Origin of the sequence: Enterococcus sp. CSURQ0835 (assembly GCF_902706605.1) — a bacterium.
In the GTDB taxonomy this organism is placed as follows: Bacteria; Bacillota; Bacilli; order Lactobacillales; family Enterococcaceae; genus Enterococcus_A.
The window spans coordinates 1-23,935 of the sequence record NZ_CACSLH010000024.1 but is presented as its reverse complement, the minus strand read 5'-3'; the positions used below and the strand labels follow the sequence as shown (position 1 = coordinate 23,935).

The 23,935-nt window shown below is 40.5% G+C and carries 23 protein-coding genes and 2 pseudogenes; 10 read left to right on the top strand and 15 right to left on the bottom strand.

Annotated elements, in window-relative coordinates; translation table 11 throughout:
* Positions 1-3 precede the first annotated feature (3 nt).
* The 4 genes from GVJ38_RS10050 to GVJ38_RS10035 are packed head-to-tail and all read right to left on the bottom strand — an operon-like array spanning position 4 to position 2,924.
* A complete protein-coding gene (locus GVJ38_RS10050) occupies positions 4-354 on the bottom strand; it encodes a DUF4312 family protein (RefSeq protein ID WP_159723027.1) in 351 nt (116 codons plus the stop codon).
* An 11-nt stretch (positions 355-365) separates the two neighbouring features.
* Complete coding sequence (locus GVJ38_RS10045) at positions 366-719, bottom strand: glycine-rich SFCGS family protein (RefSeq protein ID WP_159723026.1); 354 nt, start codon at positions 717-719, stop codon at positions 366-368.
* Positions 720-735: 16 nt separating this feature from the next.
* Positions 736-1,071 carry a PRD domain-containing protein gene (locus GVJ38_RS10040; protein ID WP_159723025.1) on the bottom strand — a complete coding sequence of 112 codons (336 nt, stop codon included), beginning with the start codon at positions 1,069-1,071 and terminating at the stop codon, positions 736-738.
* A complete protein-coding gene (locus tag GVJ38_RS10035) occupies positions 1,068-2,924 on the bottom strand; it encodes a BglG family transcription antiterminator (protein WP_159723024.1) in 1,857 nt (618 codons plus the stop codon). Before GVJ38_RS10035 ends, GVJ38_RS10040 begins: the two co-directional genes overlap by 4 nt.
* Before the next feature lie 433 nt (positions 2,925-3,357).
* On the opposite strand from GVJ38_RS10035, the pseudogene GVJ38_RS14475 reads away from it, so the two are divergent.
* The 4 genes and pseudogenes from GVJ38_RS14475 to GVJ38_RS10015 form a co-directional block, all read left to right on the top strand.
* A pseudogene (locus GVJ38_RS14475) lies at positions 3,358-3,606 on the top strand (hypothetical protein); the annotation flags it as partial.
* A 94-nt stretch (positions 3,607-3,700) separates the two neighbouring features.
* Positions 3,701-4,138 (top strand): MarR family winged helix-turn-helix transcriptional regulator, encoded by a 438-nt coding sequence (locus GVJ38_RS10025; RefSeq protein ID WP_159723023.1) that lies wholly within the window; start codon positions 3,701-3,703, stop codon positions 4,136-4,138.
* On the top strand, positions 4,135-5,874 hold the full coding sequence (locus GVJ38_RS10020) for an ABC transporter ATP-binding protein (RefSeq protein ID WP_159723022.1): 1,740 nt from the start codon (positions 4,135-4,137) through the stop codon (positions 5,872-5,874). Before GVJ38_RS10025 ends, GVJ38_RS10020 begins: the two co-directional genes overlap by 4 nt.
* Positions 5,858-7,618 (top strand): ABC transporter ATP-binding protein, encoded by a 1,761-nt coding sequence (locus GVJ38_RS10015; protein ID WP_159723021.1) that lies wholly within the window; start codon positions 5,858-5,860, stop codon positions 7,616-7,618. The genes GVJ38_RS10020 and GVJ38_RS10015 overlap by 17 nt, the downstream gene beginning before the upstream one ends.
* 78 nt (positions 7,619-7,696) lie before the next feature.
* Here GVJ38_RS10015 and GVJ38_RS10010 read toward each other — a convergent pair whose 3' ends face one another.
* Both GVJ38_RS10010 and truA read right to left on the bottom strand, forming a co-directional pair.
* Positions 7,697-9,331, bottom strand: a complete 1,635-nt coding sequence (locus GVJ38_RS10010; protein ID WP_159723020.1) for a SulP family inorganic anion transporter — start codon at positions 9,329-9,331, stop codon at positions 7,697-7,699.
* 204 nt (positions 9,332-9,535) lie between these two features.
* The gene (gene truA, locus GVJ38_RS10005; RefSeq protein WP_159723019.1) at positions 9,536-10,276 is read right to left on the bottom strand and encodes a tRNA pseudouridine(38-40) synthase TruA; all 741 of its coding nucleotides are present in this window, start codon (positions 10,274-10,276) and stop codon (positions 9,536-9,538) included.
* Positions 10,277-10,419: 143 nt separating this feature from the next.
* Between truA and GVJ38_RS10000 the strand changes: the two genes are divergently transcribed.
* Positions 10,420-11,328 (top strand): EamA family transporter, encoded by a 909-nt coding sequence (locus GVJ38_RS10000; RefSeq protein ID WP_159723018.1) that lies wholly within the window; start codon positions 10,420-10,422, stop codon positions 11,326-11,328.
* A gap of 22 nt (positions 11,329-11,350) precedes the next feature.
* On the opposite strand, the gene GVJ38_RS09995 is transcribed toward GVJ38_RS10000, so the two are convergent.
* The gene (locus GVJ38_RS09995; protein ID WP_159723017.1) at positions 11,351-11,860 is read right to left on the bottom strand and encodes a DinB family protein; all 510 of its coding nucleotides are present in this window, start codon (positions 11,858-11,860) and stop codon (positions 11,351-11,353) included.
* Between the two features lie 112 nt (positions 11,861-11,972).
* Entirely contained in the window at positions 11,973-13,136 is a 1,164-nt protein-coding gene (locus tag GVJ38_RS09990; protein WP_159723016.1) for an MFS transporter, read from the bottom strand.
* A 188-nt stretch (positions 13,137-13,324) separates the two neighbouring features.
* On the opposite strand from GVJ38_RS09990, the gene GVJ38_RS09985 reads away from it, so the two are divergent.
* Complete coding sequence (locus GVJ38_RS09985) at positions 13,325-13,615, top strand: ArsR/SmtB family transcription factor (RefSeq protein WP_159723015.1); 291 nt, start codon at positions 13,325-13,327, stop codon at positions 13,613-13,615.
* A 112-nt stretch (positions 13,616-13,727) separates the two neighbouring features.
* Here GVJ38_RS09985 and GVJ38_RS09980 read toward each other — a convergent pair whose 3' ends face one another.
* The 3 genes from GVJ38_RS09980 to garR are packed head-to-tail and all read right to left on the bottom strand — an operon-like array spanning position 13,728 to position 17,472.
* Entirely contained in the window at positions 13,728-15,050 is a 1,323-nt protein-coding gene (locus GVJ38_RS09980) for a gluconate:H+ symporter (RefSeq protein WP_159723014.1), read from the bottom strand.
* A 29-nt stretch (positions 15,051-15,079) separates the two neighbouring features.
* Positions 15,080-16,504 carry a four-carbon acid sugar kinase family protein gene (locus GVJ38_RS09975; protein WP_159723013.1) on the bottom strand — a complete coding sequence of 475 codons (1,425 nt, stop codon included), beginning with the start codon at positions 16,502-16,504 and terminating at the stop codon, positions 15,080-15,082.
* Positions 16,504-17,472 (bottom strand): 2-hydroxy-3-oxopropionate reductase, encoded by a 969-nt coding sequence (gene garR, locus GVJ38_RS09970; protein WP_268839987.1) that lies wholly within the window; start codon positions 17,470-17,472, stop codon positions 16,504-16,506. Before garR ends, GVJ38_RS09975 begins: the two co-directional genes overlap by 1 nt.
* 119 nt (positions 17,473-17,591) lie before the next feature.
* Between garR and GVJ38_RS09965 the strand changes: the two genes are divergently transcribed.
* On the top strand, positions 17,592-18,221 hold the full coding sequence (locus tag GVJ38_RS09965; RefSeq protein WP_159723011.1) for a GntR family transcriptional regulator: 630 nt from the start codon (positions 17,592-17,594) through the stop codon (positions 18,219-18,221).
* Between the two features lie 233 nt (positions 18,222-18,454).
* Here the strand turns inward: GVJ38_RS09965 and GVJ38_RS09960 are convergent, their stop codons facing one another.
* Together GVJ38_RS09960 and GVJ38_RS09955 are read right to left on the bottom strand one after the other, a co-directional pair.
* The gene (locus GVJ38_RS09960) at positions 18,455-18,964 is read right to left on the bottom strand and encodes a DUF1456 family protein (RefSeq protein ID WP_159723010.1); all 510 of its coding nucleotides are present in this window, start codon (positions 18,962-18,964) and stop codon (positions 18,455-18,457) included.
* Positions 18,965-19,063: 99 nt separating this feature from the next.
* On the bottom strand, positions 19,064-19,651 hold the full coding sequence (locus tag GVJ38_RS09955) for a TetR/AcrR family transcriptional regulator (RefSeq protein WP_159723009.1): 588 nt from the start codon (positions 19,649-19,651) through the stop codon (positions 19,064-19,066).
* A 119-nt stretch (positions 19,652-19,770) separates the two neighbouring features.
* Between GVJ38_RS09955 and GVJ38_RS09950 the strand changes: the two are divergent.
* From GVJ38_RS09950 to GVJ38_RS14305, 3 genes and pseudogenes are all read left to right on the top strand, one after another.
* Positions 19,771-19,995, top strand: a pseudogene (locus GVJ38_RS09950) (ATP-binding cassette domain-containing protein); the annotation flags it as partial.
* A 117-nt stretch (positions 19,996-20,112) separates the two neighbouring features.
* Positions 20,113-20,682, top strand: a complete 570-nt coding sequence (locus GVJ38_RS14310) for an ABC transporter permease (protein ID WP_235032865.1) — start codon at positions 20,113-20,115, stop codon at positions 20,680-20,682.
* Positions 20,683-20,768: 86 nt separating this feature from the next.
* Positions 20,769-21,857 (top strand): ABC transporter permease, encoded by a 1,089-nt coding sequence (locus tag GVJ38_RS14305; RefSeq protein WP_235032864.1) that lies wholly within the window; start codon positions 20,769-20,771, stop codon positions 21,855-21,857.
* Positions 21,858-21,938: 81 nt separating this feature from the next.
* On the opposite strand, the gene GVJ38_RS09940 is transcribed toward GVJ38_RS14305, so the two are convergent.
* Positions 21,939-23,048 carry an ABC transporter ATP-binding protein gene (locus tag GVJ38_RS09940; RefSeq protein ID WP_159723007.1) on the bottom strand — a complete coding sequence of 370 codons (1,110 nt, stop codon included), beginning with the start codon at positions 23,046-23,048 and terminating at the stop codon, positions 21,939-21,941.
* Between the two features lie 127 nt (positions 23,049-23,175).
* Positions 23,176-23,835: a Gfo/Idh/MocA family protein gene (locus tag GVJ38_RS09935; protein WP_159723006.1), complete on the bottom strand. Its 660-nt coding sequence runs from the start codon at positions 23,833-23,835 to the stop codon at positions 23,176-23,178.
* Between the last annotated feature and the right edge of the window lie 100 nt (positions 23,836-23,935).

The following is a 23,935-nucleotide window of genomic DNA, read 5'->3' as shown; positions in this document are numbered from 1 at the left end:
GAATTAAATTTTTTTCGTAGTAAATGGAAGTCGAATCCCTTCTGGATCTTCCGTTTGCAACTTCGTAAACGGAATTGCTGCCAAATCTAACTGGGTAATCGCTACGGTAACTGCCAACTCGACTTGATAACTGATTTTTTTGCGAGGAAAGAAGAAGAATAAAAAGTGCTCAGTATATGTTTGCTCAACGGCTTTTAAAACTTCGACCTCCAGTGGTTCGACCCGTAATAATACTTCGGTTTGTTGCATCAATTGCTTTTGGATCTCGTTTAACGCACTGGCAAAGGCGTGCTGTTTGCTGTCCCCTTTGCCAGTTACGATCACTTTTTTGTGGTGCGTCTGTTGATTGCTCATGGCTTGCTCCTTTAAGCTTGCTTTTTGACAAACGCTTCAGTCAATCGTTTCCCTAACTCTTCTTGATCCATGAAACCAAACCCTAAAACTGTTTTGCCATCATTGATCGCGGTGATCCCTTCTTCAATCGAACGCATCCCATGGCGTTCTGGATAACCGTATTTCGTTGAAGCCGTCAACGCACCAGCGCCACCACTACCACAAAAAGAAATACCAAGATCAGCTTGTTCTTGCTGCATCACATCACCTAAACGCATGTCTGCTCCCATGCCAGGAACAACGACGGCTTTTCCTCCTGCTGCTTCTACTCCTTTTGCAACATTTTGCCCTTTGCCCATCCGATCTGCGATAACTACTTTAATCATGTTTGTTTCCTCCTATTTAATCATTATTTTTTGCGGCTTCAAAGTGGATCGATAATACATATAATTCGGCTTCGGTTAAATTTCCGATCGTCTCGACGACTTCTGCAGCGATCGTCAGCGCTTCTTTTGAAACTTCTGTAAACATCGCCGGATCAACGTCTGGAATCGTTTCAGCACTAGTTGAACGTTTCAACATCTCATTTAAATGATTGATCAAGATGGTCCATTGCAATTCAGTCGGCACGATTTCATGTTCAGCTAATCGGGTCTCCAGTAACGTGATCACCGCTTCTAATTTTTCTTTGGATTGACTTTCATTTACAATTTCTAATGTCTTCGTTGACAAATTCACGATTTTACTTCTCCTTTGAGGTATGCAAATAATGCACTTATTTCTGATTGATTGATAACTAGATCATATTCGGCAAACAGCGCTTTGATCTGCTCGACACTTGCCACGTGAGCACATAATAACGGCTCAGATGAATTGCCTTCCATTACATACTGCTGATCAAAATGGATGCGATGGACCATTAGAAAGACATGGAGTAAAAATGCTTCACGGTATTCAGTCAAGAGCTGCTCTTGTAATAAGACTTGCAATCTTTCATAGACTGTATAGGCTTGTAAGATCAATTCTTTACTAAAATCCGCTAATGTCGTTTTGGTGGCCGGCTTTGGTTGTACTTTTAAATGGGTCTTTTGAGGTGAATCAGAACCTAATAATTTTTTGACGAGTTGTTGGATCTTTTGCAAATCTGGTTTAGTCGGAAGCGGATGGACTTTGACGAACGGTCGATCGATCCCACTGACCGGAAAAATGCTGATCACTAAATCTGGATCACACCGTTCGATCACTTCAGTTGCATTTAAAACCGACGTAAAAGCTGTGATCTCGATATTCTCCAATTCTTCTGCAACTTTTTTCTTGATCAGACTCGTAACACCCAACCCAGTCGAACAAATATAAACGGCTCTCACACTTCGCAAGTCAGTCCCTTTCTCAAAGGAAACTAAAAAATGAAGCGCGATATACGCGATGAAAGACTCGTTACAAATAAAATCAGGACTGATCGCTATTTGTTGGCTCGCCGTCTGGATCGCAGTAAACAACTGCGCGTGCTTTTGTTTGATCTCGTCTTTGAAAGGATTATATTCGTTGACAAATTTTTGTTTGCGCGATAAACGCAGTGAAAGGTGGGCATAGAGATTCGTCAACAGTTGAGGATCTTGTTCGAATGGATAGTCTAATAAGTCACTAACACGTTGGATCAATTCTTGTGTTAGTTGCAAGATATCTTGCTGATGGACCGGGTCAAACGCATCGCTATAAATATAGTCATATTCCGCTTCAAACAACGGCAAGTGATAGTTGGCAAAAACTTTTTCCATCAATTGATAAGACAAGGCTCCAGCTAAAGTTTGCCGCTTTAACAAGCGATAGCTCCCAATCGTAAATTCATTTTGTAACCGAACAGTCGCAATCGTGACGCGGATCAATAGATTCAACAGTTCTGAATAATTCAGTTCTGCCAAATTTTCACCAGCCAACAGATGGCGCAGCTGGACGATGGCTTGATTGAAAACGGTTTGTAAGGGGGTATCTAGTGCAGCGTAAAGTTCGTAGGGTTCACTTGACCCTTTCTTTAACAACAATGTCATGATTTTATAAATGTCATAGTCTGTAAACTCTTTTTGTAAAATCTCTTCGATCAATAAACGGCTAGCTCGTTCAGGACCCGTTAGCAAAAAGCCTTTCCCAGCTTGGCGCTTCAACTGCAACTCATTTTTTTCAAGTCGCTTTTCTAATGCTGCTAAATCATTTACGATCGTATCTTTGCTGACACCTAACCTTTCTGCTAACTTACTAGCGGTGATCATCTGATCGGTAAGTAACAATTGAATCACTAATCGATCAAATCGCAACTGCTGATCTGCGAATAGTTCTAAACGACCGACTTCCATCAATTCGCTTTTTAGTTTGAGTCGTTCAGAGTCTGTCACAGTCAACCAAATCCCGCGATTGCGTTGACTGTTCAGCGATTGCTTGTGTTCTGACAACCACTCACGAATATCCGTCAGATCATATTTGATCGTTCGAACACTGACCTGATGACTCTCGGCTAATTCTTTAGTCGTGACTGGCTCGCTTGCTTCTAATAAATAAAGTAAAACGTCGATCTCTCGTTTCGTTAACTGCTGCATCTCTCGTTCTCCTTACTCTTGTAATATAAGCGTTTTCTTTTTTAGCTACAACATGAAATCTTTGCACTTACACTAGTGCAAAAAAACTACCCTTAACGCTAAAAAATAAATTTATTTAGGGAAATCCGCTCATTTTACTATAACAAGCTCAAATGACAAGCTCCTGAATTGCACTAATTATTGTTATTAAAATAATCTATTTTTACTTTTTTATTTAACTAAAAAAGGCCATTCATCAAAAAAATGAATCGCCTTCCAAAACGCCATTATTTAGTTTACTTGATCCCTTCAGCTAAATCAGCCAGCATCAATCGAAGTACCTTTTGTCAGTACTATATTGATAAACCACAATTAGTTGAAGCACTAACTTCTGACTTTTTAGAGCAACTGGAACAGATTCAAACAAAATGGCAGCAACAAGAAACATGGAGATCTTGCTTTTGAACATCTGCTTCAACAACAAACGATTGAATTTACTCGCAACGCCTTGCTTCAAAGTGCTGAACTAGCAACCAGCAGTGACTCGCGCCAAGAAATGATCGTACAATTTCAGGCTTCAGCTATTTTTAGCTTGACTCGCTACTGGTTACAAAATCAAGAAATGACTGTAATTGAACTAGCAAAATTGCTCTTTACTTTAAAAGCCAATAGACTCCAGCTAACAACAAATGAGCCACTTTGATTTGGAATAAGCCAAAACCGTTGCACTCGCAACGGTTTTCTTTTATACTGAAATGCGGTTTTTAATCCTGAATTAGTTAGCGGAGGCGAAAAATATGGAATCTTTGATGCGGACGATCAATCGGATCGCTCGACTATCTGAACTGTATCGAGAACGTGAATTCAAACAATTAGGTCTTGGCAGTATGCATCATTTATATTTGTTAGCGATCTGCCGGCAACCTGGAATTACGCAAGAAACACTAGCACAAGATATTTTTGTCAATAAAAGTAATGTCGCTCGTCAGCTTGCGGTTTTAGAAACAAAAGGCTTTATCTTCCGAGAAAAAAGCCCTCATGACGGTCGCTGTTTGATGATCTACCCAACTAAAAAAGCAGAAGCCGCCACAAAAAAAATCCATCAACTTTTACAAGCGTGGAACACCGAAATTTTAGCGGAAGTTCCCAAAACAGAGCAAGAGCAACTGTTAGCAAATCTAAATCAGATCTTGTTAACTTCAGAAACGACACTTGCTAGAAAGGAGCCGTCATGAATCTCGTCAAAAAATATTTATTCCCTTACCAGCTACGTTTGATCGCCGAGATCGTCATTAAATTTTTAGGAACGATCATGGAATTATTGCTGCCTTGGATCTTGGCGTATATTTTAGATCATGTCATCCCGAGAGAAAGTTTGCCCCAGATTTTTTTGTGGGGTGGTGTCATGTTAGTCTGTTCAGCCCTTGGATTATGGGGAAATATCATCGCCAATCGGTTAGCCTCGCGATTAGCCAAAGATGCCACTCAAAATATCCGCGATGATCTTTTTCAAAAAGTCACTTATTTAGACACTGCCCAAATCGAAACAGTCGGCATCCCCTCATTAGTTGCTCGAACGACTACCGATACTTACAACATCCATTTTACTTTAGGTGTGATGTTGCGCATGGGGATTCGAGCACCGATCTTATTACTCGGCGGCATCTTGATCACCTTGACACTTGATCCGATTTTAACGCTCGTCATGGTGGCGACATTACCGTTCACCTTTGTCGTTGTCCGCTATATTTCTAATCGAGGAGTGCCTTTATTTACCAAGCTCCAAACGACGATCGACCAATTAGTCTTGACTGTCCGTGAAAATGTCACGGGTGCTCGCGTGATCAAAGCTTTTTCCAAAGAACATTATGAAGAAGAACGTTTTAGTAAGATCAATCGTTCTTTAGTTGCGGCCGAAACGAAAGCAAATGTCACGATGGCTGCTTCTCCACCGTTGATCGACTTGTTTTTGAATCTAGGATTAACCCTAGTTGTTTTAGTCAGCGCGTTTCGGGTCAATGATAATCTAACGCAACCTGGCGTGATCGTTGCCTTTTTATCTTACTTTACGATTATTTTAAATGCCATGCTGTCGATTACGCGGATCTTTGTCTTGTTTTCTCGCGGACTAGCTTCGGCTGGCCGAATCTCTGATGTCTTAGAGCAGAAACCTTCGCTAAAACCAGAGCTGGAAGAACAGCCAGCACCTCCGACTGAAAAAGAGCAACACTTAGTTTTTGACGATGTCAGTTTTAGTTATCCCCACAGTACAGCTCCTGCGATCCAGCATATCAGCTTCACTTTAGCAAAAGGCGAAACCCTTGGGATCATCGGTGCAACCGGTAGCGGAAAATCCACGATCGCTCGCTTGATCTTAAGACTTTACGACCGAACAAGCGGCAAGATTTTTTTAAACGGTCAAGATATCAAACGCTTTTCATTAAGTGAATTGCACAAAGGTATGAGTGCTGTCTTACAAAAAGACTTATTATTTGCGGATACGATTCGCGAAAATATTTTATTCGGTCGCTCTTTCAGTGAAATAGAACTCCAACAAGCGATCGAGGATGCCCAAGCAAAAGAATTTATCGATACTTTACCTGATGGTTTGGACTATCCGTTAGAAGCTAAAGGTAGTAATTTGAGTGGTGGACAAAAGCAACGGATCTTGCTAGCTCGGGCATTGATCGGCAATCCCCAACTATTATTGTTAGATGATTCTTCCAGTGCCTTAGATTATAAAACAGATGCTCGTTTACGCCGAGCTTTGACGACACATTTCAATCAGACAACTAAAATCTTGATCGCACAACGAATCAGTTCAGTCCAACATGCCGATAAGATCTTAGTGTTAGAAAATGGTCAAATGAATGGCTATGGTACACACGCTGAGCTATTAACAACCAATAAAACCTATCAAGCGATTTACCAAGGACAAACTGGAGGTGACCAACTTGAAATCAAAAACTAAAAACAACTCCCGTAAACACACCTTTATCCGCTTATGGGGCTACTTATATCATTTTAAATGGTTGTTAGTTTTAGCCGTTATCGCTACCATCGCCAGTAATCTATTTGCTTTAGTCGGCCCACTATTGTCTGGGTACGCCATTGATGCGATCCAACTAGGTCCGGGTAAAGTCGACTTTGATAAAGTATTTTTCTATTGTGGATTGATGGTCTTTTTCTATATCTTATCGGCCATTTTAAGTTACGGGATCGCCCGTTTGATGATCGTCTTAAGTCAAAGGATCGCCTATAATTTACGCCGTGATCTTTTTAATAAAATTAGCTCGTTACCAGTCGGGTATTTCGATCAGCACCAAACAGGTGATATCATCAGCCGCATGAGCTTTGATATCGATACGATCAATACGTCATTAGCCAGTGATTCCGTCCAAGTTTTAAGCAGTATCGTAACGATCGTCGGTTCCTTTATTATGATGCTGATCTTATCCCCAGTCATGGTGACGGTCTTTTTGGTCACTGTTCCAGCGTCCTTGCTCCTAACTCGTTTTTTGATGAAAAAGTTTCAGCCATTATTTAAAAAACGAACTCGTTACTTAGGTGAACTGAATGGTCTGGCAGAAGAAAGTCTGTCCGGGGAGCAAACGACAAAAGTCTACCATCAAGAACAGACGATGATCGATCGCTTTGCAGCTAAGAATAAGACCGCGATGGATGCTTACTACAATGCTGAATATTATGGCAGTATGACCGGTCCTTCTGTCAGCTTTATCAACAATGTTTCATTATCTCTGATCAGTATTTTAGGGGCTTTGCTGTTTTTATATGGTCACATGTCACTAGGGAAAGTGTCTTCTTTTGTTTTATATTCGCGAAAATTTTCTGGCCCTATCAACGAATTGGCTAATATTTTTAGTGATCTGCAAGCTTCACTAGCAGCAGCTGAACGAATCTTTACTTTATTAGATGAACCGACTGAAGTTCAAGATGATACTAGTGCGTTTGAGTTTGAAAAAGTTAAAGGTGATGTAACCTTTGAACAAGTAAAATTCGGCTATGACCCAAAACACGTGATCATCCCTGATCTTTCATTACAGGTAAATGCTGGTAATCTAGTTGCAATCGTTGGCCCAACTGGAGCCGGAAAAACGACAATCGTAAATCTTTTGATGCGTTTTTACGATCCTGACAGCGGTAAAATCTTACTAGATGGCAAAAATATCGCGGAAGCAACTCGTGCTAGTTTACGAAAACAATATGCGATGGTTTTACAAGACACGTGGCTGTTCACCGGAACCGTCTTCGAAAATCTGACTTATGGTAATCCTGCTACAACGCTAGAAGAAGTCGTAGCAGCAGCTAAAGCAGCTCATATCCATGAGTTCATTACGCATCTGCCCCAAGGATACGACACCGTAATCTCTGAAGACGGCGTTGCAATCTCCCAAGGCCAAAAGCAACTTTTGACGATTGCTCGTGCGATGTTGTTAAATGCGCAATTGTTGATTTTAGATGAAGCCACGTCAAATGTAGATACCCAAACAGAACTGCAGATCCAAGAAGCGATGGGAAGGTTGATGGAAGGCAAGACCTCCTTTGTGATCGCCCACCGATTATCAACAATTCGAAACGCTGATTTGATTTTAGTCGTAGAGCAAGGAAACATCGTAGAACAAGGGACCCATGCACAATTGTTGAAAGCCAAAGGAGCTTATTATAAGTTGTACCAAGCACAATTCGAAGCTTAACCAGTATTGTGCCAAATTAGATCTAAAAAAGGATCAGAACTTAAACGCTCTGATCCTTTCAGACTGTAGCTTTAGTGGCTACAGTCTTTTTTCTAATCCATATTGTTGATGCAACTCGGATAGCGCATGCGCTACTGTTTGATGCTGCGTCATTCGCGTTTGTTTCCATAGATGATCCATGTACTTTTCAACTTCTGGCTGCATCGAAGTATAAACGACTTGCTGACCACTAGCTTCAGCCTGCTCTTGAAACTCATCGAACAAAGCTAAGGCTGTCAGGTCGATGCTAGGAACACCGCGCATTGAAAAGATCACACCTTCTTTTGCTTTCAGCTGTTCTAACACAGCTTTTAATTTTTCGGCAGACATGAAAAAGAGTGGTCCGCTGATATAGACAACTGTCCAATCATCTAACTTAGAAGTGGAAGGTAAGTTCATCCGCTGCCAATCGATCGTCTCCAATGAAATCGTGATTGCTGCACTTTTTGCAACAAAAAAGATACACCCGCTGATAATACCGATCACGATTGCGATACTCAGATCAAAGACGACTGTTGAGACCATCGTTACGAAAAATAGTAAGAGCGACGCCCAATACTTTTTGGCAACTAATTCTTTGATCGTCGCCCACTCATTCATCCGCCACGCGGTGATGATCAAGACCCCAGCTAAAGCCGGCATCGGGATTTGGGACATGATCGGACCAAAAGCCAACATCGATAAAAATAAAATCACCGCATGGATCACACCAGCTAGACGTGTCTTAGCCCCTGATTTGATAGCGACACTCGTTCGTGCGATGGCCGCCGTTGCAGGGATCCCGCCAAAAAATGGTAAAATCAAATTTCCCACACCTTGAGCGATCAATTCTTGATTACTGTCTAACGGTTTATTGACCATTCGCCCCGCTGAAGCGCCACACAATAAGCTTTCTACCATTCCTAACAACGCGATACTGATAGCAGATACCAAAACTTTTTGAAATGCAGTGAAGCTAAAATCACCTAACAACAACCGATGTTCACTGATCAAAGTTCGCGGAATCTCACCGACTGTTGCCACGGGTACTTGAAAAGCTATCATCACGATCGTTGCCAAAATGATCACAAACAGTGAACTAGGTAATTTTTGTGCCCACTTTTTAGGATAAAATATCATCGTGAGCATCACTAAAAGACCCATGATCAATGCTGGAGGATTAACGGAAAATCCCGATTCATGATAGCTCATTAATTTTTCCAACACATTTTCGCCATGAGAGGTACTGCCAAATAAATTATCAACTTGTCCTAAAGCGATAATGATCGCAATCCCCGATGTAAAACCTGTAATTACTGGAGCTGGAATAAATGAAGTCAACGTACCTAGCTTCAAAATACCCGCCAGCAATAAAAAAATACCTGCTAAAAAAGTAGCCAGTAGTACCCCTTGGATCCCTTGGGTTGCCGCAATCGACATCAAAATCGCGGCCATCGCACCCGTGGGCCCAGAAATCTGGTAAAACCCGCCAGATAAGCCACCGATCACCGCCCCGGCGATAATTGCTGTGATCAATCCAGCAGAAGCATCAACTCCGCTGGAAACACCAAAAGCGATCGCCAGTGGAAGTGCAACTGCAGCTACGGTCATTCCTGCTAAAATATCTTTTTGAAAATCTTTACGCTCGTAACCGAAAAACTCCGAACGTAATAATCTAAAATAATTTTTGAACAATAGCCAAACTCCTTTTATGAAAATTTTCAACTCCTTTAACCCTAGCATAAATCTCCAGATAAAAGAACAACTATTCTAACAAAATTGTTAAAAACACGTGTTTTAAAACGAAAAAAATACCATTTGCTCCGATCACTTCGCTGAGATCAGACAAAACGGTATTTTCATAATCAACTTTTTTGAAGCCCACAATAAAAAACAATTCTAACTATAATAAACTTCATCTAAAAATAGACCTTGTGCTGGGACGGTTTCTCCTGCATTTTGTCGTACTTGACTAGCGAAGATTTCATCGATCGCTGAAACAGCTAGCTTCCCTGAACCGATATCTAACAATGTCCCCATCATGATCCGCACCATTTTGTATAAGAAACCATTTCCGCTAAAAGTAAAGTGCAACATGCCACCTACTCGTTCGATCGTAATCGAATCAATCGTCCGAACCGTTGACTTTTTAGTCTTCTTTAATGCCGAAAAACTAATGAAATCATGCGTGCCAATCAACTTCTCACTAGCTGCTTGCATCTTTTCCAAATCAAGCTTTTGCGGTTGATTAAAACTATGATGACGATAAAAAGCAGTTGGGATTGGATCATTCCAAACGTAATAACTATATTGTTTGCCTTTTACATTGTAACGAGCATGGAACCGTTCAGCTGCTTCAGTCGCCTCTTTGATCACGATATCACCCGGTAAATAGCGATTTAAAAAGCTCACCATTTCTAGCGTGGTCAGAGTGGATTCTGTTTTAAAGTTCGCGACTTGTCCTCTCGCGTGAGCACCGGCATCCGTTCGGCCTGAGCCGATGATTTCGATTTTTTCACCGGTCATTTGGGACAGAACACTTTCGATTTTTCCTTGAATCGTTTTATCTGAATCGCCTAACCGTTGCCAACCTTGGTAGCGCCGTCCGTCGTATTCGATTGTTAATTTGATGTTTCGCATGTTCCAACTCCTCAGTTTTTCTTCATTGTAACAAAAAAGTTCTACAAACTTTTAGTTAATTTGATTTTCTTTTTTCGTAACCTCTTACAAAGCGACAATGTAACCGTTATAATGACTACAGTTATCTAAAAGGAGTTGACACTGTGACCCAAACACAAAAAGGTTTAGCTTCAGTCATCATCGGTTCGATTTTATGGGGGACATCGGGAACCGTCGCCCAATCTTTTTTTGCCACCAACACCATTAGTACCCAGTGGATCGTAGCGGTGCGGTTACTTTTTGCTGGCACACTTTTGATTGGCTGGTGTCTAGTAACAGAGCCTCACCAATTGACCGTCTTACTACAACAGCCCAAACAAATCTTACAAGTGATCTTGTTTGGTTTTTTTGGTGTGCTTCCATCGCAATTCACTTATTTTATGGCCATTCGCACCGGCAACGCGCCCACTGCTACTATCTTGCAATTTTTAAGTCCGCTTTTCATCTTAGCTTATTTTGCAATTCACAATTGGCAACTACCGCGGCGACTCGATTTAATTTCCGTTTCATTAGCACTTTTAGGCACTTATCTCTTGGTGACTCATGGACAGCTCACACAACTGAGTTTATCACCTGCGGCTTTGATGTGGGGGATTTTTTCGGCGATTGCTGCAGCTTTGTACACCCTGCTCCCTGGAAAATTATTACAAACCTTTGATGCAAAATTAGTCACGGGGCTTGCGATGTTTGTGGCTGGCTTAGCAACACTCCCGATCTTAGTAAGGACACCGCTGCCAACACTTTCTTTCAAAAGTTGGGGAGAGCTGGCTTTTATCGTCATCGGCGGTACGATGTTTTCTTATTTGTTTTATATCCAAAGCCTCCACTACATTTCACCGAGCCTCACTAGTATGTTGAGTTCCTTTGAACCATTGACCGCTACCGTCTTATCCGTTTTATTGTTGCACACATTGTTTGGTCTACCGGAAATCATCGGCTCCATCTTAATCTTATCTACCACTTTTTTACAAGGTTGGGTGAGCCAACAACTCGAACGAAAGCAAAAAGTCTGAGACACACTGTCCCAGACTTTTGCTATTTTCCAATCATTAAACGTCTTGTGTAAACACCTTGACCCGAATGCATCACTGCGTCATCAATCGCTGAGATGATTCGTACTTGCCGCGTGACCGGTGGTGTCCAATTTTTATCGATCACTTCAGCCAAACTTTTTTCGTCAACCGTTGCCAAATAATCACGGACGAACGCGATACTTGCACTCAAGTAATCGCGCAACAATTGTTTGTCTGCTACCACGACTTTGGCGGCTTCTTCTGGTGTATGATGCCAATCTTCCGTATCATCAGGTAGCGCCAAAGCAAATTTTTCGGTCCATCCAGCTGAAAGCCACAATGGTTGGCTATGATTTAATTCCGAGATTTGAAAATCTAACTCGCGGGCCGTGTGCCACATCAACCACGTAACAGATTTGATCAAAGGTGCCGGCATCGTGTTCGCTTCTGCGACACTCATTTGAGCGAGACTTTCTTCAAGCCGCTCTTGTGCGCGCTGTAATAAATCATCCAAGACTTTCATTCCATCCATTTGCAAATTTCCTCCTTGAGTTTACGTTCTTCATTCAGTCTAGCACATTTCCCAGCAACTAAACGCCCACACGATTTGAAAGCCGGATTTGATCAGTAGTGCGATTAGTTTGTCAGTTTGCAAATACCTTTTTAAATAGCCCGGTCTTAGCATAGAGTCCCACGGCCAGTAACACTAGTACCGCCGTAAAAAGCGCGATCCCCGTAAAACCAGCAAAATGATGGAACAAACTGCCTCCGACTAAGCCCGCGATCGTTTCGCCAAAATACATCGCGGCATTTGAAAAAGATGAAATCGTGCTGCGGGCATTTTGCGTCGTCGTTTGAAAAGTCGTCATAAACAACGGGAAAATAAATCCGTTAAACAAAAAAATGATCGTAAGTAACACTTCTGCTTGCCAAAGTGTTTGAGCAAATGGTAAGCCTAAATATAAAGCGACCAAAATCAACAACTCTAGTAAAAACGTTTTTTCCAAACCAAGCCAATCGACTAGCTTGCGGCCAAGCAATGATCCGATCAGATTCCCAGCTCCAATCGCAATCATCGCCGTGCCTACACCAGCAAGTGTCAAACCAAAACTTTGCGTAAACCAAGTAGAAATAAACGTGATCACCGTGAACGATCCCATTTGAAAAACGAAGTAAGCAACTAAATAGTAAACCGCTCGTTTATTTTTTAACACCGCTTGATACGTTTTAAAGATAGAAAAATGTTCTCGTTGTCCAACCTCTAATTCAGGCAGTACGAACAATAATAATAAAAGTAATAACACGGAAGCACCTGAGATCACTAGAAAAGGCGCGCGCCAAGAAAACACAGCCAAATAACTGCCGATCGGAATGCCGACCAATTGCGAAACAGACAAGCCCGCTGTTGCATAACCCATTACTTTGACGATTTCTTTTTTAGCAACTACAACGGGGATCGAAGCCCAAACTTGTGGAGTCACAAAGGAAGCACTGATCCCGGCACATAAACGAAATGCTAGCATCAAACGAAAATCTACGGCAAACGCACATAAAAAGGTTGATAGCGCAAAAAATACCAAGCCCCAGATCATGACTTTTTTCCGATCTCGTTTATCCGAAAAAGGTCCTGAGATCAAAGCAAAAACAGCATAACCGATCGCATATGCACTTACCATCCAGCCGGAAGCTTCAGTTGAAACATGATACAACTTACTCAATGTCGGAAGTAATGGTGAGATCAAAAGCGTATCTGTTCCAATCAGAAATAGCGTTAAGAAAAAAATCAGTGAATATTTTTTTGTTGTCAATGTCTTGCATCTTCTCTCTTTGTTTTTCAAAAGTTGAGTGATCAAGTCAAACTTTTGCTGCTCATCCGACTCGGAATAAAATGATAAAATCGGATTACTTATAAAAAAGATAGTTTTAAAACCATCGAACTATAATTCGTTTAGAGCATAGCATTGACCAATTTTTTTGTCAATGGTATCATACATTTATGATTATCGAACAATTATCCCAAAACGAGATCCGAGTTCAAATCTTCAAAGCATTAGCCGATGAAGCCCGACTTGCGATCATTAAAATGCTGTACGAAAACCATCATGAAATGAGCTGTGGAGAGATAGGTGAACAACTAGACATTAACAAATCAACAGTTTCTTATCATTTCAAAACATTGCGCGAAGCTGGCTTGACTTTTACTCGAAAAGCCGGTAAGAATAAATTTGTCACCTTGAACTATGACATGTTTGAACAATTTTTGCCTGGCTTCTTAGAAACACTTTAAAAAAATCAGCTGCTTTGCCCGTCATCGACGAGTACAAGCAGCTGATTTTTTTACGTAGAACTATTCAATTGTTTTTCTTTCACTCGTTCTTCAACCAATGATTGAAAACCTATCAATGAATGAAAAAGTTGATCACTAAAATACCAAGTAGACCAAAGATACTGATAATTGAAGTAATGATCGTCCAAGTCTTAAATGTTTTACCGATCGACATGTTGAAGTATTCTTTAACGATCCAAAAACCGGCATCATTGACATGAGAAAAGCCAACACTGCCAGCACCAGCAGCCAAAGTCATTAGTTCAGGACTGACACCGGCAGCTTTGGCAACGGGAGCTACGATCCCTGCAGCCGTCATTCCAGCAACCGTCGCTGAACCTAACGAAACTCTGAGAACTGCGGCAATCAACCAAGTTAAGATCAAAGGTGAGATCGAAGAATGGATCATAAGACCCGCAATGTATTTATCGATGTGACTGTCTACTAAAACTTGCTTAAAAGCGCCCCCACCGGCAATGATCAATAAAATCATCGCGATCCCCGCGACAGCTTCACTAAACGTATTCATGACTTCTTTGATACTTTTTCCTCGTCTAACGCCCAAAGTAAAAGCGGAAACAATGAATGTGATCATTAATGCCGTACCAGCATTTCCAATAAAATCAGTCAGAATTTTCCACTTTGTATCAGGTGCAACTAAGTCGACGATCGTTTTGATCGAGATAAAAATGATTGGCAATACCGCCGTCAACATGCTCCAAAAAAAGCTCGGCAGTTCCTCTTCTTTAAAAATCGTATCGATTGCTAGTCCTTCCGGTGCGGTTACTTCTAACGATTCTTTTTTAAACAGTTTCGTATATAGCGGTCCAGCGATCACGATTGCTGGCACTGCGATCAGTAACCCATATAACATCGTTTTTCCGATACTCGCATTGAAAATTTGTGCGACTGCGGTTGGACCGGGATGCGGCGGAACAAAGCCATGCATCGTGATCAAAGCCGCGATCACTGGCAATCCAATATACAAGATCGGAACGTCAGCGACTAATGCGATCGAAAAAACTAATGGAATCAAGACTACGACTCCTGTTTCAAAAAACATCGCAATCCCCACGATAATCGCCGTGATTACCGATGCGGTTTGAACATGTTTTTTCCCAAAAGTATTGACCATCGTCGTTGCGATTCTTTGCGCTGCACCTGAGTCAGTCAGTAACTTCCCGATTGCCGCTCCAAAAATAATGACGAGCATCAGGCTACCAGTCGAAGCACCCAACCCATTTTGAATGGAAGTCATCGTTTTTAACGGACTCATGCCTTCTAATAATCCAACTGAAAGAGAAGATAGGAGCAACGCGATAAAAGCATTCACTTTTAGCACCATCATTAAAACAAGTAACAAAACAACACCAATAGTGACGGATACGAATGGCATCTAGTTCACCTCCTCCATTTTTCCCCGAATCAATCGAGTAGCTCAACAACTTCTTTTAAAGTTTCTTTCGTTCCAACATTTCCAGGAAAAATGATATAGGGTAAATTAGAAAACTTTGCTTCTTTACCGGTATACCAAACAGGAATCCCCGGTTTGATCTGCCCAGCAACGATTGCGTGTTTGACCCCTAAGCCATTTGTTCCGACATCACTTGAAGTGATCCCACCTTTTGCTACGATGAACTTAGGAGCCGCGGCTAAACGTTTGACGACATTGGTAAGAGCTTTTGAGATCGAAACTGCTAATTTTAACTCTTCCTCTTTTTTCCCTTCACCTAGATCAATTCGTTTTCGCGATGTATAGACGACCACAGTTTTTCCCTGTACGATTTGTTGATTGACTAAATCTACAACTCGGTCTTCTTCTTTTTGTAAAGCGGTCGGTTGTAAGGCTTGCGTCACATCAAATTCAATAAACAATAAATTTTTCAGCGTCATCAATGCTTGAAGTTGTTCCGTCGTTTTTTTGACGTGAGAGCCGATGACAACTAAACCACCATTCGTCTGATTGGGCGCTACCAGTTGCGCTTTTGTTAATAAAGGTGCGTCACTGATCCCGCCTAAAACTTTCGTCAAGGCAGCAGCACTTCGATACAAAAATTGTTTTCCTGCTCGCAGCGCTCTAATTAAAGCGATTACAAAAACTTCCACATCACGATAATCCGTTGCATTGACGATCACCTTATTGAAATTTTTGACTGCTAGCAGTTGCTCCGTGATTTTAGTTACGTTTACTGCGCGCAAATCAGCCAGTGAAATCGCAACGACATCTTTTGCCAAGTACCGTCCATCAGTTTTTTCTTCGACCCACTCCGTTAGATCTGATGCATGATACCCAAACGTTCGATCTTTGGCAAATTCAGTCAGACCTGCAGGAATTAACTGTTGATCCAATTCGACATAATGGACATTTCCGATCGTAAAGCGACCGCCTTCTTTGAAAAACGGTAAAATAATCTCGCCATCGTATTGGATCTCAGAATTAGCTTGGATCGTATCTTTCAAGACTTCTGTTTCCAGTGGATAATGTCCCCGCAAAGTCGAATCACTCCGACTAATGATCAAAAACTTTTGCTGTTTTTCTTTGGCTACTTGAACGATCGTTTTAGCGATCGCTTGATGGACTTGTTTTGTCTCTTGGGCGGTAAAGCCACGAGAATTAGTCAAAATAAAAAACATCGAATTTTGCTCAGCAAAACCTTGTTCAATACTTTCTTTCGTCCAATCAGTGTAAACCGAGACATCATGAACTGTTTGAACGCCTGTTGGATCATCGTCTAAAACAATAATTTTAGTCGCAAATTGTGCTAGTTCCGCTTTTAACAGCGGCTCTACTTGCTGAGGATCAGGTAAAGGCGGTAAGGTTGCAAAAACTGCTTTAGTTGATTGTGTCATCAGTCTTCACTCCGCTTCGCTACGACATTGGCAATTTTTTCATAATATTGAACGATCCCGCCATGATCGAGGGTTTGTTTCCCATCAGCTTTCAAAGCGTGGAAAATTTCAAGTAATTGACTAGATAAAGGCAACGGCACATCAAGATCATGAGCAGTTTGCATCACATTCGTCAAATCTTTCAAATTGATCGAGATAGCTCCACCAGCTTTAAAATTGCGATCTAAAATCATCGGGATTTTGGCATCCATCACGGTACTGCCTGCTAAACCACCACGGATTGCTTGATACATTTTTTCTAGGTCGATCCCCGCTTTAGCTGCTAAAACTAAAGCTTCCGAGACAGCGGCGATATTCAAATTGACAATGATTTGATTAGCTAACTTAGCCGTAACGCCACTCCCGTGATCTCCAATCAAGACGATGTCTTTCCCCATTCCTTGAAAGACGGGTAAATATTTTTCAAACGTTTCAGCTTTCCCACCAACCATGATTGACAGCGTGCCATCTTTTGCTTTTGGTTCGCCCCCGCTAACTGGTGCATCTAACGTTTCGATCCCAAAATCAGCCGCTGCTTGCGCAATTTCTCTAGCATCAGTTGGACCAATCGAACTCATATCGATCACTGCTAACCCTGGATGCGCGTTAGCAAAAATACCTTCTGGCTTTTGTAACACGTCCCAAACATGTTCAGCTTTTGGCAGCATCGTGATCACGACATCACTTTTTTGTGCCATTTCTTTCAACGTACCGGCTTTTGCACCAACTTCAACTAAGCGTTGGATCGCTTCTTTATTCAAATCAAATACCGTTACTTCAAAGTCTGATTGCAATAAATTTTTCACCATCGGATTTCCCATGATCCCTAATCCAATAAAACCGATTTTCATAAGTCTTCTCTCCTTTTTGTAAAACGCTTTCTTTTCTACACAAAAAGTATAAGACTCTCTTTCGAAATTGTATACAATTAAATATTTACAGTATACATTTTAAAAAGAATGTGTATAACTTAACTTATTTTTTCTGTTTTTTACAATCGAAGTGATTCGTGTATACTAGACTTATCTAATCATTAGGGGACTTACTCATGAAAAAAAAGATGACGAATTATGATTATGCTTACGCCACGTTGCGTGACCAAATCTTAAATGGTGAAATAGCCGCCGACACAAAATTGACCGAAACAATGTTAGCAGAAAAATTAAATATTAGTCGGACACCGATTCGAGCCTCAATCGCTAAGTTAGAAGAAGAAGGACTGATCAAAGATAAACATGTCAACATCCCCACTGAAAGTGATATCCGCCATATTTTTCAAGTCCGTTCGATCTTAGAAGGTTTTTCAGCCAACTATTGTGCTGATTTTATTTCCGAAGAATCTTTAGCAAAGCTCAAACAATGCATCGAAACTGCACGGACTGGAAATAAAGAAGAACAGCTGGATGCTAACTTTCTTTTTCATCAGACGATCGTGGAAGAAACCCACAATCCCGAGATCGTGCGCATCATTGATCGCATGCAATCAATCATTTACTTGATGCGTAAAACCGTCACCTTACAGCATCGACCACATCTAATCGATGAGCACGAGAAAATCTATCAAGCGATCAAAGCTGGTGACGGCGCATTAGCTGAAAAATTGCTGCAACAACATTTAGAAAAAGATCTCGCTTTCAGCTTGGACAAAATTAGTTATTTTAGAGAAAATTCCCAGTAAGTTTGTTCACTAAAGAGCTTTACTTTTTCTTAACATTTGATTTGGTATAGTCGAAAAAATAAGTTCAATCAGCAGTAGCGCTCATTAAAAAAATCCCAACTAACTCATTTGGTTAGTTGGGATTTTTCTGTTTCTAATTGATTGGTCCAGCCTAACAACAGTTGATAATTGGAAATAGTCTCGGGTGTTTATTACGGTTGGGATTGGTAGCTGTTTCCTTAATTCACTCAGCTCTACTTATTCTCCTCACTCCGATAACACAGGCCCAAACCTTTTAGAAAATTGCGGATGTATTTATCCCCACATGGTTTAAAATTGCGATGCCCTTCTTTTCGTAAGATCGCACCCAGTTCACTTTTTGAAGGATAGATTCCCGCTTCGGCAAAAATCGCCAGCAGATCATCACTTGTTAAAAACAAGGCGATCTTCAATTTTTTCAAAAAAATATTATTGATATGCTTGATCTCTTTACTCTTAGGTTGGTCTATTTCAGCGGCTTTTTTAGTAGGTTGCCCACGCTTTAAAATAATAAAACCATTTAAAAATGCATCCAATACTTGATTGTTGATTGGCTTGACATAGACATTATTTTCATTCGGCTCGGATTCTTTTGCTCTAGTCAGCATCGCTCGGACCTCTTCTTTAGTGACAGTCATCCCACCAAAGTCAAATGCTTTCACCAAGTCAGTGTCCTTGATATCGATCGCATAACGCAAGCGCAGTAATCGGTCATTATTGTTCATTTCATACCTCCAGATTTTTCATTATATGTTTAAACTCAAGTTGAAGCTAATTGTAAGAGCTTCTATGCTGAATAAATTTAGGATCACTCTAACAAATTTTTATAATAACAATTTGTAAGGTGAGATTTGTTTGGCTTTTGTAATCATCGTGGCAATTTCTTCAGGTGTTTCAAGCGCTCCTTTTTTGATCCACAGTAAAATGATCGCCACGATACTTGATAGTAAAATTTCTTGCGCGTAATCTTCTGGTAAATTTTCTTTTTTAAATTGCAACTCAGATGTATGAGCAAGTTTGGAAGTGATCAATTCCGATAAAATATCTTTGATCATTGCAATAAATTGCGGATCACCGCCCTTCCCCGCTAGTGCACTGATAAAATCAAAATCATTTTTTACATAAACTAGTGCTTCTAAAATCAACGGGTATGGAACTAGTTCAACTGGATCATTCAAATTTGATTCATCCTTTCGTAAAAGAATCTGTTTCAAATCATAAATGATCTCCATCTCTAGTTTCTCCATCAAATCATATTTATCCACGTAATGTGCGTAGAACGTTCCACGATTGATTTCGGCTTTTCGCGCAATCTCCATCACCGTTAAATTTTCAATTCCTTTTTCCTTCAACAATTCAGTAAATGCGATTTTTATGTACGTTTTTGTTGCTGTTTTTCTTTTTTTGACCACCTTGATCCTCCTTAAATCAACAGCTCGTTCCATTGTGTTCATTGCGTCTTCATTGAATCAATCTTATACTAATCACGAAATTAAAGCAACACGTTGTTCATTTAAGGAGGAACAGTACGATGAGTTATATTGAGATGCAACATAACTATAAACGCTATCAAATGGGAGACACTGAGATTTTAGCCAATAACGATGTGAGCTTTGCCGTGGAAAAAGGTGAGTTAGCGATCATTTTAGGACCATCCGGAGCGGGAAAATCGACGGTCTTAAATATTTTAGGCGGCATGGATAAAAATAGTGACGGGCAAGTGCTGATCGATGGAAAAAATATTGCTAACTACACCGCCTCAAATGCAAGCCCAACTCGAACAAGCGGAACAACAATTGGCTGTCAAAAAAGCAGATTACCAAAAACAAGCTGAACGATTCAACCAAAAAAAGCCCCGGCTGAAAAGAAAATCATGGAAAATGAAGCTAAGCTCCGTACAGCTCAAACAACTTTAGACAACCTCAGCCAACCAAATTATAGTGTCATGACCCGCAGAGAGACACCGGGTTCAGAAGGGTATAAAGTCTACGCGAATATTTCTCAAATCGTAGATGCGTTAGCCAGCGTCTTCCCGATTTTTCTCTTTTTTGTGGCTGCCTTAGTTACCTTTACAACGATGGGGCGATTCGTCGATGAAGAACGAACAAATTCAGGTACCTTAAAAGCATTAGGCTATCGTGACCAAGATATTTTGAAAAAATTCACAGTTTATGGACTCACTTCTAGCTTAGCAGGTGCTATTCTAGGAATTCTTTTGGGGCATCTCGTATTGCCTTTAGTCGTCTATAATGCCTACAATGCTGACTTTGATGTTCCACCGATCGAACTCCGCTTTCATTGGAAAATTTCGGTATTAGCGTTAATTCTTGCTTTTATCAGTGCGGTCATTCCCGCGTTTATTGCAGCAAAAAAGAATTACGTGAGCAACCAGCTGCGCTCCTTTTACCAAAAGCACCAGCTGCCGGTTCGAAAATCTTTTTAGAATCCATTCCGTTTATTTGGAATCAATTGAGCTTCACTCATAAAGTAACGGCACGAAATATTTTCCGCTACAAAAAACGAATGTTCATGACGATTTTCGGTGTAGCCGGCGCGGTCGCGTTATTATTTGCTGGTTTTAGTGTCCAACATTCGATTGGTGGCATCAATGAACGACAGTTTGGTGAATTAATCCGTTACAATCTAATCGTTGCCGAAAGTAGTTCCGCTACGAATCAACAAAAAAAAGAAATCACCCAACAGTTAAAAAATTCAGCAGTCAAAGAATACGCTCCCGTCCACTACGAAGAAGTTACAAAAATCGCTGGTGACAATCATGACATGCAATCGATCAAATTAATCGTACCTCAAAAAAGCCAAGACTTCAGTCACTACATTCATTTAGATCAGCGTAAGTCGGGCAAAAAAATCGCGCTAACTGATCATGGAGCTGTTATCTCTGAACGTTTAGCTGGACTATTAAACGTAAAAGTCGGGGATCAGATTACAATCAAGGATAGTAATAACCAACCGCAAACAATAAAAATAGCTGGCATTACTGAAATGTACACGGGACACTTTATCTTTATGAATCAAGCTGTTTATCAAAAAACATTCCATACTACATTTCAAGCGAATGCTTCATTAGTCAATTTAAAAAATCCGACTAGTAAAAATACGAATCAACAAGCCGCTAATTTTATCGACTTAACTGGAGTTGCTGGTGTAGTTCAAAATACAACTATGACCAATCAAATCCAAACTATCGTCCGTTCGTTAAATAAAATCACGAAAGTTTTGATTCTCATTGCGGCATTACTCGCAATCGTCATTTTATACAATCTCACAAATATCAACGTCTCAGAACGAATGCGTGAACTATCAACCATCAAAGTTTTAGGTTTTTACGATCGAGAAGTTACCATGTACATTTATCGTGAAACGATCTTACTGACAATCATCGGGATCTTAGCCGGCTTCGGAATCGACAAATGGTTACACCATTATATTTTAACCGCAGTACCGCCAGATGATGTGATGTTCAATCCTGCGCTAGCTGCTACAAGTTTCATCATTCCGACTAGTATAATTGCAGTCGTTACAATCGGATTAGGTTTAGTCATCAACCATCGCTTAAAACATGCTGATATGTTAGAAGCGTTAAAATCAGTTGATTGACCTCAAATGTTAAAAATCAGTCACAGCAACGAGTTGATAAAAAACGACTCGGCTCTGACTGATTTTTTTGATTACATTTTTCTAAGCCAAGGTTATTACCTCTTCTGTTTCCAAATCAAAAAAGTGGGCTTTATTAATGTTAAAAGCAAGATTGATTAGTTCACCTGGCACATGGTAGTCTCGCGCATCTACTTTTGAAATGAATTCTGTATTATCAATTCTTGTATAAAGCATAGTTTCTGCACCTAACAGTTCTGAAACAACGACCTCTGCTGTCACGGTCGATCCTTTAGCTGAGTCCAGCACCACTTGTTCACTATGAATATCTTCGGGACGAATTCCAAAAATTAATTCTTTGCCGATATAACCTTTTTGCATGAGAACTCTATTCATGCCTTCTGGAATTCGCAGTTTAAGCCCCGAAGTGTTAGCTATAAAACCATCTTTTAGCATAACCTTGAAAAAGTTCATTGCAGGTGAGCCAATAAATCCAGCAACGAATACATTTTTGGGTTTATTATAAACTTCTTTTGGTGAACCGATCTGTTGAACAAATCCATCTTTCATGATTACGATCCGATCAGCCAACGTCATCGCTTCTGTTTGATCATGGGTAACATAAATCGTAGTCGTTTCCAATCGCCGATGTAATTTAGCGATCTCCGCGCGCATTGCAACCCGAAGCTTCGCATCTAAATTTGAAAGTGGTTCATCCATCAAGAATACTTTAGCATCTCTAACAATTGCTCGTCCCAACGCTACACGTTGTCGTTGTCCACCTGACAACGCAGCTGGTTTTCTTCTCAAATACTCAGTTAGTCCCAAAATTTTAGCGGCATTTTCTACGCGTTCATTTATTTTTTCTTTACTGTATTTGCGAAGTTTTAACCCAAAAGCCATATTGTCAAAAACTGTCATGTGCGGATACAACGCATAATTCTGAAATACCATCGCGATATCCCGCTCTTTAGGGACTACATCATTCATGATTTTTCCGTCGATCGTAAACTCCCCTTGAGAAATTTCTTCTAATCCAGCAATCATGCGTAACGTCGTTGATTTACCACAACCAGATGGTCCTACAAAAACGATAAATTCTTTATCTGCAATATTTAAATTAAAATCAGTTACTGCATTATTTGAATTGTTATTATATTTTTTATAAACACTTTTTAATTGCATCTCTACCATTCATTTTCCTTCTCTCTTATTGTCTTTCGTTCAAGAACTGCTGTTTTATTTCTGTTTTTATTACCTAGACTTCAACTAATGAACTACCATTTCAGCCAGCCTCTGAATGTGCGTCTCATTGTTTAATTCAAAGTGAATTCAGCTTTATTTGGTCCATCAGCTCGGCAACCTTTAAGACTTCACTGGTTTGAACGAGTGGTTGTTGCTCTTGGGTAAGAACGTTATAGAAGTTCTCGTAAAAACTTTCTTCCATAACAGCACCTGCTGGTAAAAGTCTTTTTTCCGTTGTTTCTTCAGAAGGTGGTGCCATTGTTTTCGTCAGCCCTGCACCTGCTTTTATCGGCGTGGGTTCTTTTGCGTTTCCATCCCTAGCAACGACTACTTCTCCTTTAAGATCCCAGTCTATAATTTTAGCAGTTCCTTTCGTCCCCTTGATGTACCAGCGTGGTAGTTTTGTATAATTTGTCGTACCAACTTCAACGACCACTTTTAACCCATTTGCAAAAGTCAAAAAGGTCGTGAACCCATCGTCAACTTCATTACCTAAAACATAACTTAGCTCTGTATAAACATTTTTTATCGGACTATTAACTAGCCATAAGATTTGATCGAATAAATGAACACCCCAATCCAACAACATCCCACCGCCATACTTCTGTTCATGTCGCCAATCTCCAGGAATCCCATTCGCTCCTTGGACACGTGACTCGATCTGGAAAACATCCCCGATTGCTCCGGTATCGTACAATTCTTTTACAATCGCCGATTGTAAAATTAAGCTAGACAACTAAAAAAGTCACTTGTGCTACACTCAAAATAGTTCCGACCAAAGAATTATAAGGAGTGAGTACAAATGACCTATACCCATCTTACAACAGACGAACTTG

Coding starts and splice junctions, on each gene's coding strand:
- GVJ38_RS10035 (WP_159723024.1), bottom strand. CDS start 2,924: ATGCAGCAGTTAACGAAACGAGAGATCGACGTTTTACTTTATTTATTA.
- GVJ38_RS14305 (WP_235032864.1), top strand. CDS start 20,769: ATGACGATTTTCGGTGTAGCCGGCGCGGTCGCGTTATTATTTGCTGGT.
- GVJ38_RS10045 (WP_159723026.1), bottom strand. CDS start 719: ATGATTAAAGTAGTTATCGCAGATCGGATGGGCAAAGGGCAAAATGTT.
- GVJ38_RS09995 (WP_159723017.1), bottom strand. CDS start 11,860: ATGGATGGAATGAAAGTCTTGGATGATTTATTACAGCGCGCACAAGAG.
- GVJ38_RS09975 (WP_159723013.1), bottom strand. CDS start 16,504: ATGACACAATCAACTAAAGCAGTTTTTGCAACCTTACCGCCTTTACCT.
- GVJ38_RS09985 (WP_159723015.1), top strand. CDS start 13,325: ATGATTATCGAACAATTATCCCAAAACGAGATCCGAGTTCAAATCTTC.
- GVJ38_RS10025 (WP_159723023.1), top strand. CDS start 3,701: ATGGAATCTTTGATGCGGACGATCAATCGGATCGCTCGACTATCTGAA.
- GVJ38_RS09965 (WP_159723011.1), top strand. CDS start 17,592: ATGAAAAAAAAGATGACGAATTATGATTATGCTTACGCCACGTTGCGT.
- GVJ38_RS09980 (WP_159723014.1), bottom strand. CDS start 15,050: ATGCCATTCGTATCCGTCACTATTGGTGTTGTTTTGTTACTTGTTTTA.
- GVJ38_RS09960 (WP_159723010.1), bottom strand. CDS start 18,964: ATGAACAATAATGACCGATTACTGCGCTTGCGTTATGCGATCGATATC.
- GVJ38_RS14310 (WP_235032865.1), top strand. CDS start 20,113: ATGGAAAATGAAGCTAAGCTCCGTACAGCTCAAACAACTTTAGACAAC.
- GVJ38_RS09940 (WP_159723007.1), bottom strand. CDS start 23,048: ATGGTAGAGATGCAATTAAAAAGTGTTTATAAAAAATATAATAACAAT.
- truA (WP_159723019.1), bottom strand. CDS start 10,276: ATGCGAAACATCAAATTAACAATCGAATACGACGGACGGCGCTACCAA.
- GVJ38_RS10050 (WP_159723027.1), bottom strand. CDS start 354: ATGAGCAATCAACAGACGCACCACAAAAAAGTGATCGTAACTGGCAAA.
- GVJ38_RS10020 (WP_159723022.1), top strand. CDS start 4,135: ATGAATCTCGTCAAAAAATATTTATTCCCTTACCAGCTACGTTTGATC.